The sequence below is a fragment of the Synechococcus sp. CS-603 genome (assembly GCF_977929215.1).
This window is the reverse complement of the sequence record NZ_OZ376778.1, coordinates 841,628-853,235: the sequence shown is the minus strand read 5'-3', so window position 1 is coordinate 853,235 and position 11,608 is coordinate 841,628. Positions and strand designations below refer to the sequence as shown.

Annotated in this window: 12 protein-coding genes; 5 read left to right on the top strand and 7 right to left on the bottom strand. The window is 65.7% G+C overall.

Going from position 1 to position 11,608, the window contains the following annotated elements; all coding sequences use genetic code 11:
- Window positions 1-54 precede the first annotated feature (54 nt).
- Both murB and murC read right to left on the bottom strand, forming a co-directional pair.
- Window positions 55-984, bottom strand: a complete 930-nt coding sequence (gene murB, locus ACXMDM_RS04435; protein ID WP_071800758.1) for a UDP-N-acetylmuramate dehydrogenase — start codon at window positions 982-984, stop codon at window positions 55-57.
- Window positions 981-2,447, bottom strand: a complete 1,467-nt coding sequence (gene murC / locus ACXMDM_RS04430) for a UDP-N-acetylmuramate--L-alanine ligase (RefSeq protein ID WP_071800757.1) — start codon at window positions 2,445-2,447, stop codon at window positions 981-983. Before murC ends, murB begins: the two co-directional genes overlap by 4 nt.
- A 149-nt stretch (window positions 2,448-2,596) precedes the next feature.
- Here murC and ACXMDM_RS04425 point away from each other — a divergent pair, with 149 nt between their 5' ends.
- Window positions 2,597-3,619, top strand: coding sequence for a type I glyceraldehyde-3-phosphate dehydrogenase (locus tag ACXMDM_RS04425; RefSeq protein ID WP_071800756.1), 1,023 nt, complete (start codon window positions 2,597-2,599; stop codon window positions 3,617-3,619).
- A 44-nt stretch (window positions 3,620-3,663) separates the two neighbouring features.
- On the opposite strand, the gene thiL is transcribed toward ACXMDM_RS04425, so the two are convergent.
- Window positions 3,664-4,677, bottom strand: coding sequence for a thiamine-phosphate kinase (thiL, locus tag ACXMDM_RS04420; protein ID WP_071800755.1), 1,014 nt, complete (start codon window positions 4,675-4,677; stop codon window positions 3,664-3,666).
- Entirely contained in the window at window positions 4,670-5,767 is a 1,098-nt protein-coding gene (locus ACXMDM_RS04415; RefSeq protein ID WP_145536724.1) for a peptidylprolyl isomerase, read from the bottom strand. Before ACXMDM_RS04415 ends, thiL begins: the two co-directional genes overlap by 8 nt.
- Before the next feature lie 124 nt (window positions 5,768-5,891).
- Here ACXMDM_RS04415 and efp point away from each other — a divergent pair, with 124 nt between their 5' ends.
- The gene (gene efp, locus ACXMDM_RS04410; RefSeq protein WP_071800754.1) at window positions 5,892-6,452 is read left to right on the top strand and encodes an elongation factor P; all 561 of its coding nucleotides are present in this window, start codon (window positions 5,892-5,894) and stop codon (window positions 6,450-6,452) included.
- A gap of 6 nt (window positions 6,453-6,458) precedes the next feature.
- Window positions 6,459-6,944 carry an acetyl-CoA carboxylase biotin carboxyl carrier protein gene (accB, locus tag ACXMDM_RS04405; RefSeq protein WP_071800753.1) on the top strand — a complete coding sequence of 162 codons (486 nt, stop codon included), beginning with the start codon at window positions 6,459-6,461 and terminating at the stop codon, window positions 6,942-6,944.
- A 13-nt stretch (window positions 6,945-6,957) separates the two neighbouring features.
- On the opposite strand, the gene pdxA is transcribed toward accB, so the two are convergent.
- Together pdxA and ACXMDM_RS04395 are read right to left on the bottom strand one after the other, a co-directional pair.
- Window positions 6,958-7,974 (bottom strand): 4-hydroxythreonine-4-phosphate dehydrogenase PdxA, encoded by a 1,017-nt coding sequence (gene pdxA, locus ACXMDM_RS04400; protein WP_071800752.1) that lies wholly within the window; start codon window positions 7,972-7,974, stop codon window positions 6,958-6,960.
- 199 nt (window positions 7,975-8,173) lie between these two features.
- On the bottom strand, window positions 8,174-9,085 hold the full coding sequence (locus tag ACXMDM_RS04395; RefSeq protein ID WP_071802085.1) for a Rossmann-fold NAD(P)-binding domain-containing protein: 912 nt from the start codon (window positions 9,083-9,085) through the stop codon (window positions 8,174-8,176).
- 34 nt (window positions 9,086-9,119) lie between these two features.
- Here ACXMDM_RS04395 and ACXMDM_RS04390 point away from each other — a divergent pair, with 34 nt between their 5' ends.
- Entirely contained in the window at window positions 9,120-9,380 is a 261-nt protein-coding gene (locus tag ACXMDM_RS04390) for a hypothetical protein (protein ID WP_186437616.1), read from the top strand.
- 15 nt (window positions 9,381-9,395) lie between these two features.
- On the opposite strand, the gene ACXMDM_RS04385 is transcribed toward ACXMDM_RS04390, so the two are convergent.
- Complete coding sequence (locus tag ACXMDM_RS04385) at window positions 9,396-9,809, bottom strand: HNH endonuclease (RefSeq protein WP_083544464.1); 414 nt, start codon at window positions 9,807-9,809, stop codon at window positions 9,396-9,398.
- 252 nt (window positions 9,810-10,061) lie between these two features.
- On the opposite strand from ACXMDM_RS04385, the gene ACXMDM_RS04380 reads away from it, so the two are divergent.
- Complete coding sequence (locus ACXMDM_RS04380; RefSeq protein WP_259734891.1) at window positions 10,062-11,606, top strand: SNF2-related protein; 1,545 nt, start codon at window positions 10,062-10,064, stop codon at window positions 11,604-11,606.
- The last annotated feature ends 2 nt before the right edge of the window (window positions 11,607-11,608 follow it).

Sequence of the window (11,608 nt, the reverse complement as noted above, 5' to 3'; positions counted from 1 at the left end):
CATGCGTGTGGCCCACAGGCTAGGGCCTGGGCTTCAGCTCACTCCCGCCGGCCGCTAGGGGGCGAAGTGACCGAGCCGCTTGATCTCAGGGTGCAAGTCGATCTGGTGACTGGCGCGCACGGCCGCCTGCACCTGCTGGATCACCTGGTCGATATGCCCAGCCTTGGCCTCGCCGGTGTTGACGATGAAGTTGGCATGCAGCGGCGAAACCATCGCTCCGCCGACAGCCAGGCCCTTGAGGCCGAGATCCTCGATCAGCCGGCCTGCTTTGAGCGGTTCGGGGTTGCGGAAAACACTGCCGCCGCTGGGTTGGTGATAGGGCTGACTGCTGGTTCGGCTCTGCAGGTTGGCGGTGGTGCGGCGGCTGATCTCGGCTGGATCGTGGCCGGCACTGAGCCTGAAACAGACCGAGAGCACCAGCAGCGGCTCCAGCTGCAGCCGGCTGTGGCGATAGGCGAACTGCAGCTCGGAGCCCTTGAGCGTGAAGGGCTCACCGCCGGCCGCCGGATCCAGCACGGTCACCGTCTCCAGCCATTCGGCCGTGCAGCCCCCCTGGGCGCCGGCATTCATCACCGCAGCACCGCCGGCCGTGCCCGGGATGCCCACCGCCCATTCCAGGCCACTGAGCCCGGCCTTCGCCGCCCGCCTGGCCAGGCTGGGGAGGGGTTCGCCGGCCTGGGCCTCCAGCCAGCCGCTGCTGGCATCGAGCCGGCTTCCCTGCAGGCGCCGGTTGCAGATCACCAGCCCATCGAGCCCCTCATCACTGATCAACAGGTTCGAGCCGGCGCCGATCAGCTGCAGGGGCAGCTGTTCGCTGCCGGCCCAGCGGGCCAGGGCGATCAGTTCATCGCAGGCGGCGGGCTCGGCGAACCATTCGGCCGCTCCGCCCACTTTCCAGGTGGTGTAGTTGAGGAGCGGCACCCGCTGGCGCAGCCCAGCAGGCTGGAAGCTGCCGCTGGCCGGCCGTGGAGAAGCCGCCGTCATGCGGCCAGGGGGGGCGGCGTTGCCTGCGCTTGCCGCTGGACCTGCAACCGGTCCCAGAGACTGTTCACATCCCCGGCGCCCATGACCAGCACCAGGTCGTCCTGGCGCCCGTAACGGCAAACAAGCTGGGCCAGATCATCGAGATCGGCGGCAACTTGAACCGGCAACGCCGGTTGAACCAGGCGGATCTCCGTGGCCAGTCGCTGGCTTGAGATGTCTGGAAGGGGCGCTTCGCCAGCGCTGTAGAGCGGTGCCAGCAAGACCGCATCGGCCTGGGCCAGGGCTGCGGCGAACGGGAGGAGGAACTCCGCTGTGCGGCTGTAGCGATGGGGTTGGAAAACGGCCACCACCCGCTGGGGGGTGGCAGGCAGAGGCGAGCGGCCGCTCTCCACCATCAGATGGGCCAGCTTCAAGGTGGCGTCGACCTCGCTGGGATGGTGGGCATAGTCATCAACAATCAATTGCCCGTCCAGGCAGCCGCGGTAGTCGAAGCGGCGCCCGGGCGACTGCAGCGATTCAATCGCGACGCTCAAATCAGCGAAGGACAGGCCCTGCAACCGGCAGGCAGCCAGGGCGGCCGTGGCATTGCTGAGGTTGTGGCGGCCGGGCAGGGGCAGGCGAACGCGGCCCACACAGATCCCGGATTCATAGAAATCAGCAACAGTGCCGCCGCCATGGGCCTCGACGGCTAGGGCGGCGAAGTCCACCCCTTCAAACGTTTCGATCGACCACCAGGCACCGGGCAGGAAATGTTTCCGCAGCACCGGACAATCGCTGTTCGCCAGGACAAGGCCACAGCCGTCGGCGAACTCAGTCAGGGTCTCGACTAAGGCTTCGAGGTTGGGGTAGTGGTCGGTGTGATCCAGCTCCAGGTTGGTGATCAGCCCAAGGCTGGGCCTGAACTTGACCAGCGAGCCATCGGATTCGTCGGCTTCGGCAACCAGCAGCGGTCCCTGGCCGACCCGCGCGTTGCTCTGAAAGGCCGGAACCATCCCACCGATCACGGCGGTGGGGTCTTGGCCCGTGACGGCCAGGAGCGTGGCGACCAGGGTGCTGGTAGTCGTTTTGCCATGGCTGCCGGCCACAGCAATTGAAGGCTGGGCATTGATCAGGGCCGCCAGCACATCCGAGCGGTAGTGGATCGGCAGACCGGCGGCACGGGCGGCTTCCAGCTCAGGGTTGCCCTCCCTTACCGCCGTGCTGATCACCACCTGGGGTGGAACAGCCATGGCCTGGCACAGGGCCTCAAACGAAGCGGCGTCCTGCGCTGTGTGGATGCGCACGCCCCGACGGCGCAGGTCTTCAACCACGGCACTCTCGCGGCTGTCAGATCCGCTGACCTGAAAGCCCCGCTCCACGAGGATCACCGCTAGCGCGGACATGCCGATGCCACCGATTCCAATGAAATGCAGCGGCTGCTGACGATCAAGCAGAAGTCCCAACGGCCCCACCCAGACGCCCAGAAACTTAATCGTGGATGACCCCCCTTGTCAGCGCTGCCAGTCAGAAGCTTCTGGGAGCTGGCCTCGCTGGCCCTGAAAGGTTGCCAGAGGCCATTTCTGTATGATCAGCATCCAAAACCTATTGCGTTTGCGGGTTTCCCGCCGTTGCCATGACCTTGCGTGTTGCGATCAATGGATTTGGCCGAATTGGTCGCAACTTCATGCGCTGCTGGCTGAGCCGCGGGACTGACACGAATATTGAGGTTGTTGGTCTCAACGACACATCTGATCCGCACACCAACGCGCATCTCCTTCAATACGATTCGATGCTCGGCAAGATTCGTAATGCTGAGGTTGATTACGCCAAAGATTCACTCATCATCAACGGCCAAACGGTCCGTTGCTTCTCAGACCGCAACCCCTTGAACCTTCCCTGGAAAGAATGGGGAGTGGATCTGGTGATCGAAGCCACAGGCGTCTTCATTGACAAAGATGGAGCAAGCAAGCACATCCAGGCTGGCGCCAAAAAAGTCTTGATCACGGCCCCCGGCAAGGGTCCCGGCATCGGCACGTTTGTGGTCGGTGTCAACGAAGGTGATTACAACCATGCCGATTTCGACCTCCTCAGCAACGCCAGTTGCACCACCAACTGCCTAGCTCCGATTGTCAAGGTCCTTGACCAGAACTTCGGGATCATCAAAGGAACGATGACCACGACCCACAGCTATACAGGTGACCAGCGCATTCTTGATGCAAGCCATCGCGATCTGCGCCGGGCCCGGGCTGCGGCGATCAACATCGTGCCCACTTCAACTGGCGCCGCCAAGGCCGTGGCGTTGGTTTATCCGCAGATGGAGGGGAAGCTCAACGGCATTGCCATGCGGGTTCCGACCCCGAACGTGTCGGTGGTGGACCTGGTGGTGGAAGTGAGCCGCGGCACCAGCAAGGAAGAGGTGAATGAAGTCCTCAAAAATGCCTCGCAAAATGGCATGAAAGGAATCATCAAGTACTGCGATCTGCCCCTGGTTTCGTCTGATCACGCCGGTACCGATGAGTCAGCCATCGTTGACGCTGACCTCACCCTGGTGATGGGCGACAACATGGTCAAAGTGATCTCCTGGTACGACAACGAGTGGGGTTACAGCCAGCGGGTCGTCGACCTGGCCGAAATTGTCGCCCGCAACTGGGCCTGATTCAGTCAGGCCTGACTGACCTGCCGGGCCAACTTCAAGGCCCTTCAGTGAAAGTGACTGAAACCCATCATCCGCCGATCCAGCGGTTCGCCGCTGGGCCACCAGCTCAGGTGTCCGCCTGCCTCTGAACCGGTAACCGCGCAGAGCTGGCCGATCGGGCTGGCCCCAGGCAGGGCTTTGAGCAAGGCCTCGGCCCAGGCCGCATCCAGGCCAAGGATCAACTCGAAATCTTCACCTCCCCCCAGACACCAGGCTTCGGCCTGGGCAAGACCATCCATGCCGGCGGCCATCGGCAGGGCACCGCGGTCGAGCTGGGCATCGCAACCGCTGCTGCGGGCAATCGCCGCGACAGCGGCGGCCAGGCCATCACTGCTGTCGGCTCCGGCCACCCGCCAGGGCTGAGCGGCGGGCCTGGCGTCGACCAAGGCGTCCACGGCGTCGAAGCGGGGTTGGGGGCGGCGGTGGGCCGCCAGGCCCCGCTCCAGCAAGCTGGCGGGCAGGGAGGCCGGCAGCGGCTCCCGGCCAAGCACCGCCAGACCGAGCCGACTCAGGCCATGGGGACCGGTGCTGATCAACCGGTCTCCGGGCCGTCCATCGCGGCGCCGGATCGCCCCGGCCGGCCCCAGGCGTCCCAGGGCGGTGATCGCCAGCAGGCGCTGCTGGCCGCTGCTGCAATCGCCGCCCAACAGATCGCCGCCATAGCGATCGAGGGCCTGGCCCAGGCCCCGGTACACCCCCGCCACCCAGCTCCACGGAGTGGCGGGTGGCGCCACCAGGCCGACGGTGAGTCCGATCACCTCCTGGCAGCCCATCGCCGCCAGATCAGAGAGATTGGCGGCTGCGGCGCGCCAGCCCAGATCCTCGGGATCGAGGGTGGCATCACTGAAGTGAACGCCTTCCACCAAGACATCGGTGTTGAGCACCAGCACACCTCCGCTGCGTTCCTGCAGCAGGGCGGCATCATCATCGAGCTGTCCGGGCGGCGCAAAAGCGGCGATCCGCTCCAGCAGCCCTGATTCGCCCAGGTCAGCCAGGGTCGGATCGCTGCCCTCAGCCATGGGGCCGCAGGTTCTCGGCCCCTTCCAGCACGGTGGCTTTAACAATCCCATCGCTCCCGGTCAGCTCCTCGAGCACCTCAAAGCCATCGACCACATAGCCGAAGGCGGCGTAGCGGCCGTCGATCAAGTTGAGGCCAGCGGGGGTGAGTTCCGCCGTAAACAGGAACAGAAAGAACTGGGACGAGCCATCGTCGAGGGCCTCATCGGAGTGGGCCCAGCCCAATGTTCCCTTGGTGGCGAAGGGAAGCACGGGGGTGGCCTTGAAGATCCCCAGATCCTCGAATGTCTGGTTGTAGAAGGGCTGGTCCTCGCCGGGCACCATGATTTCCAGAGGAACGCGGCGTTGCTGCTGACTGGTGGGATCGATGTAGCCATCGGCGGGGCCGATGGGATCTCCGGTCTGGAGCACATAGAAGTCCTCGGCGCGGCCGAACGGCAGGCCGTCGTAGAAGCCGCGCTGAACCAGATCAACGAAGGCCCCGGCCGTGAGGGGGGCGTTGTAGCCGTCGACCACGGCGGTAAGGGTGCCCTTGGTGGTGGCCAGCTCGATCGTGGCCCTGCCGAGCAGCCGTGGCAGAGCCACGAACGTTTCGGGGATCTCGAAGGGGAACGGCCCCACCAGCAACGATTCCGCGCTGCCGATCGTGCTCAAGGCAGCCCGGCGGCTGGTGAGAAAGGCGTCGCGGTCGCGGGCTTCGGTTGCTTCAGCAAGCGTCCGCCAATCCAGCTCCAGCTGGTCGAGCAGGCTCTCGGCCGTTGCCTGCTGCTCGGAGGGAAAGTTGCTGATCAGCCTGGCGCGGCGACTGGTCAGCAACGACTGGCCGCGGCGCACGGCGTTGCTCAGGGAGCTCCAGCGCTTGGCACGCAGGTCGTCACTGGTGCCCTCCAGGCGGTGCTGGAGGTCTTGCAGATCCGTCTCTGGAATCGGCAGGGCATTGCGCAGCAGAGCGGAAGGATCGCTGACCGCATTGCCGGGGGGAAGGCCAGCGGCGGCGGGGTGCACCGCCAAGAGGTTGACGACAAGCGCCAGCAGCAGGGCTAGCCCCGGGGCCAGCAGGCGTTGCTTCAGAGCCAACCGGATCCCTTTCATGGCTGATTGAGTCTCTCAGCGGACTTTGGCACAACCAGCCGGCCAGCCCCCCACAGCCAGCCCGGCAGCGGAAGACCCGCCGAGGAAGGGCAGCCGTACAATCCCGCTCAAACGTTCCGCCGGAATGATCTCCAGCAACGACTTTCGCACCGGTACCACGATCGAGCTCGATGGCCAGGTCTGGAGAGTCGTCGAATTTCTTCATGTCAAACCGGGCAAGGGCTCGGCCTTCGTGCGCACCAAGCTGAAAGGCGTTCAAAGCGGCAGCGTTGTCGACAAGACCTTTCGCGCCGGTGAAACCGTTGCCCAGGCCGTGCTCGAGAAATCGACGCTTCAGCTGACCTACATGGAAGCCGAGGACTTCGTGTTCATGGACATGGCGAGTTTTGAAGAAACCCGCCTGTCCGCCAAACAGATCGGCGACGGCCGCAAGTACCTCAAGGAGGGCATGGAGGTGAATGTGGTGTCGTGGAACGACGTGCCGCTGGAAGTGGAACTTCCCAACTCCGTCGTCCTGGAGGTCACCCAGACCGATCCCGGCGTCAAGGGTGACACCGCCACGGGGGGCACCAAACCGGCCATCGTCGAAACCGGGGCCCAGATCATGGTGCCCCTGTTCATCACGATTGGGGAGAAGATCAAGATCGACACGCGCAACGACAGCTATCTCGGCAGGGAGTCCTGAGGCACCATGCAGCTCGACCATGACCAGCTCCATCGTCTGCTCGCCGTCCTTGAGCAGAGCGATATTCAGGAGTTCAAGCTCGAAGGGGACGACTTCCGGCTTGAAGTGCGCCGCAATCTGCCTGCCCCGGCTGCCCTAGCCGTGCCCCAGGCCCCTGCGGCCACTGTCACAGCTCCGGCTCAGGCCGTCAGCGGCAGCCAGGCCACCGCCCCCTCGGTCCCACCACCGGCTGCCCCTGCCCTGCGCGCCGATCTGGTCGAGATCACCGCGCCGATGGTGGGCACCTTCTACCGGGCGGCGAGCCCGGATGATCCGCCGTTTGTTGAACTCGGCAGCCGGATCACGGTTGGACAGCCGGTCTGCATCCTCGAAGCGATGAAGCTGATGAACGAGCTCGAGGCTGAAGTGAGTGGCGAAGTGGTCGAAATCCTGGTGGAAAACGGCACACCGGTGGAATATGGCCAGGTGCTGGTGCGCCTCAAACCAGGCTGAACAGGGGCGCCGCTCAACCCAGCTCCCAGGCGGTTTCCAGGGCGGCCCGCATGCTCATCGATCGGGCGATCCCCAAGCCAGCGATGTCGAAACCGGTGCCGTGATCCGGTGAGGTGCGCAAGAAGGGCAGCCCCAGGCTGGTGTTCACTGCGGCATCGAAGGCCAGCAACTTGACCGGGATCAAGCCCTGGTCGTGGTACAGCGCCAGGTAGCCATCCGGACCAAGGGCCTCACCGCGCCAGGCGGCGGCAGCACCCAGCCAACAGGTGTCGGGTGGCAGGGGGCCGATGAGTTCCACCTCGGGATGGGAGCGCCGCCAGCGCTCCAGCACTGGAATCAGCCAGTCCTGCTCCTCGCAGCCGAGCAGTCCGCTTTCGCCGGCATGGGGATTGAGCCCGGCGACCACGAGCCGGGGTTTGGGGACAAAGCGACGGCAGAAGGCCAGCAGCACCTCCAGCTTGCGCTCCACCAGGGCGGGGCCGAGCTGCTGGGCCACCGCTGCCAGGGGGATGTGGGTGGTGGCCAACAGGGTGTTGAGTCGCCAGGTTCCGTGGGGGGAGCGGGCGGTGAACAGCATGGAGGGATCGGCGCTGTCACTGAGTTCCGCCAGCCGCTCGGTCTGGCCCGGGTAGGCGTGACCGGCCGCGTGCCACGCCTGTTTGGCGATCGGGGCGGTGGTGAGGGCATGGCACTGGCCGCGTTCCACCAGCTCGGCTGCTGCCGTCAGCCAGGCGAAGCTGGCCCGGCCGCTGGCCGCACTGCCGCAGCCGGGCGGCAGGTCCTCGGCCAGGGGCAGATCGAGGATCGGATAGTTGGCGGGATTGGCCAGGGGCACTGCGCTGACCCCCTGCAAGGCCGCATGGCTGTGCTCCAACCAGCGGCGGCAACCGACCAGAACCACCTCAAGGCCCCGGCCCTCCAGCTCGGCGAGTGCCTTGAGGGTCACCTCGACGCCGATGCCGGCGGGATCTCCGAGGGAGAGGGCGATGCGCCGCTGCCTACCCTGGAGTTTGGGGATCGCCTCGCTCATGATCCGTTGGCTGCTGATTGGTTCAATGTTTTTCGGCCTGGGAACGGGGCTGCGACGGGGCTGGGTGGCAATCGATTGGTGTCGTTTCCTGGCGGATACCAATTTGCCAAGCCTGAACAGTCTTCAACCGGAAGCCCCTGTGGTCTGCCCTTCGGTGGTCTCCGGCCAGGCCACTCCTGCCGGCCGATGAGCCTCCACGTCATTTTGGTGTACCGACACCGCTGAGCTCCTCGGCAAGACAGGCGCGATAGCCCTGGCGGTAGCTCGGATAGCGCAGCTGGTAGCCCAGCTCACGGCATAGCCGGCGGTTGCTGACGCGGCGATTTTCGGCCCAGAAACTCAGGGCCATCGGGCTGAGCTCGCCAGCCAGCTGGTCGAAGGACTCCACCAATGGCAACTTGCAGCCCAGCAGGTGGGCGGCATAGCCCAGGGTCTGGCTCGATGAACAGGGCTCGTCATCGGCCAGGTTCAGCAACTCCGGGCGCTGGGCTGCCGGTAATTGGCGGCAGAACAGCAGGCTGGAGGCGATGTCATCGACGTGGATGCGGCTGAACACCTGGCCGGGTTTGTGGATCATGCGGCTGCTGCCATCACGCAGCTTTTGAAAAGGAGTACGACCGGGGCCATAGATCGCCGGCAGCCGGAACACCTGCACCGGCAGGCCGCTTCCGAGCCAGAGCTGCTCGCAGGCGAGCCGGGCCTGGCTGCGCGGCAGACCCGGCCTTGGGATCACGCCCTCGCCAACCCAGCCGCCGGCCTGATCCCCGTAGACCCCAGTGGTGGAGAGATAGCCCAGCCATTGCAGCGGCAGTTGGGCGAGGAGCGGCGCCAGGCTGGCAAACACGGGGTCACGTCCCTGCCGGTCCGGTGGCACCGTCACCAACACCTCGGTGGTGCCTGCCAGCTCGGATAACGGCGGCACCAGGCCACGGTCAGGGTCGCAGACCAGCCAGCGGAGGCCAGGGGACGCATCGCTCCCGGCCACCTGGCGGCGGGTGAGCGTGACAGCCATTCCCTGCGCCGCAGCGGCGCGAGCGAAACGAAGACCGCTGTAGCCGCCGCCGATCACCAGCAGCTTCGCGGCCGCGGCCTTGACATCGCTCGATGGCATGAGTACACCTGTATCAGTGTTGTTCTGTTGACCGATGGCGGCCTCCTGTTTCTCTACATCCAGCTCCCTATCCCGCGACCCAGTCCGCTCCGTGGTCGCTGCCCGCAGGCCCGTCGCCAGCGGCCAACAACGGGCCGCGCGCCGGCGATCAAGCCAGGCCTGGCAACGGGCCATGCCCGCCGCCTGTGCCCTTGCTCTGCTGGCGGCCGCCGTGGTGATCGCACCGGAGCGCCCCTGGGTTGATGGCCAGATCTGCCAGCGTCACCAGAACCCTGCGGCCTGCCGGGTCTGGTGACCTGGGGCCACCGGTTCAGGCGGCCTGCCAGACCATGCCGGCAGGGCCCTGCTCCGTGGGGGTCTGTTGGGTCGCAGCCGCAAGCTCTGGGGTGGCCCACTGCAGCAGTCGCACAGCCAGCCGCAGATCACCGTCCATCCAGGCGCGGATCGCCATGGCCCGCCGGGGATCGTAAAAGCGTTGCTGCCGGTACCAATCGAAGGCATCGGCATCGCTCTTGTGGCCGTTGCAGGCCAGGCAGGCCGGCACGCAATTGGCGGTCACACTCAGACCACCGTGACAACGGGGCATGAGGTGATCAATGGATTCGGAGCGATCACCGCAATAAATGCAACGGTGATGGGTGTATTTATGGAGAGATTGACGCCAGTGTCTGACCCTAAGTTTGGGGCAGAGTTCTTCAAGAAAGACCGCATCTCTGGCGTGCATCTCCTTGATTCAATTTGGGCCAGTTTGCACCGGAAAGCTCTGCTGTCAATGTGTCGACCACTGCATTTTAACGGCTTGCCATCCGGCTTGTCCTCCGGGGGGCTGGCTTAGATTCCAACCGAGCTGCGCGGCCTGTTTCTGTCTGGCGCCCCTCCTGCTCCGGTCAGCCGAGCCCCCACCGCTGCTGCGGCAGCAAACAGCAGCAGCGGTGCCAGTTGCCGGCTTGCCCTGGGCCCGGCCGGATTGATCGAGGTGATCTCTCCCTTCGATCCCGTCACCCAGGCGCAGTTGCGCGCCGTCAGGCCCCGGGGTGAGTGGCGGGCCCGTCGGCACTGCTGGGAGTTTCCCTTGGAAGCCTCGCTGGCCCTGCGCCAGCTGCTGGGGAGACAGTTTCGCATCGACGCCGAACTGAGCGAGTGGATGGACTGGCTGGAGCAGCCCTTGCCGCCCTTGCCGGCCCACCGCGAGCTTGTTGCCGCCGCCGATCTTGAGCGCTGCCTGCCCGATGGTCGCCGGCTGTATGCCCATCAGCGGTTAGCCGTCCGCTGGTTGCTGGCCCGCCGCGGCGCCCTGCTGGCCCATCCGATGGGCCTGGGCAAAACCCTCACCGCCCTGGCCGCCGCCCGGGCGATGGCCCGCCTGGCCGACTGCCGCATCGCCGTGATCGCCCCGGGCGGACTCCATGCCCACTGGCGCCAGGAAGCGATCGCACTCGGACTGCAGTTGGAGTTGATCAGCTGGGGCCGACTTCCCCGCTGCCTGCCCCCAGCCGGAACCGTTTTGCTGGTGGATGAGGCGCACTATGCCCAGAATCTTGGCGCCGCCCGCACCCAGGCCCTGTTGCGCCTGGCGCGTCACCCCCGTCTGCGCGCCATTTGGCTGCTCACCGGCACGCCGATGAAGAACGGCCGTCCAGCCCAGCTGTTCCCCTTGCTGATGGCGATCGGCCACCCACTTGGTCTCAATCAGCTGGCCTTTGAGCAGCGCTACTGCCAGGGCCATTGGCGTCAGATCGGCGAACGGCGTCAGTGGCAGGCCAGCGGTGCGGAACGCCTCGAAGAGCTCCAGGCTCTGACCCGTCCCCTGTTACTGCATCGCCGCAAGCAGGACTGCCTGGAACTCCCCCCCAAACGGCGCCGATTTCAGGCGGTGGATCTGAGCACAACGGAAGGCAGGGGATTCCAACACCTGCTGCAGGCCAAGGTGAACGACTACCGCCGTCGGGCGGCCCGCGGCGAGGTGCGCCCCGGCGCCGAATCGCTGGCCATGCTCACCGCCCTGCGCCAGATCGGGGCCCAGTACAAATTGCCCGCAGCCCGGGAGCTGGTGGCGGAATTGTTGCAGCGCCAGGAGGCCGTGGTCGTGTTCACGGCGTTCGTGGCCGCCGCCGAGCTGTTGCAGCAGCATTTGGGCGGTGCCTTGATTACCGGCCGCTTGAAGCCCGCCGAACGCCAGGGAGAGGTGAATCGCTTTCAGGCCGGCGAAACCTCACTGCTGGTCGCCACCTTCGGCAGCGGCGGCATTGGTTTCAACCTGCACCGCGCAGCCCACGTGATCCTGATCGAGCGTCCCTGGACCCCAGGCGACGCCGAGCAGGCCGAAGACCGTTGCCATCGCATCGGCATGGCGGGCCCCCTGACCAGCCACTGGCTCCAACTTGGCGTTGCCGATCAGCTGGTCGATGGCCTGATCACCAGCAAGGCCGAACGCATCGCCCTGTTGCTTGAAGGGCGGCAGACCAGCCTGCGGCGGCGGGCCCTGCCGGCCATGGTTCGGGAGCTGCTCGAAGGCTGGTAGAG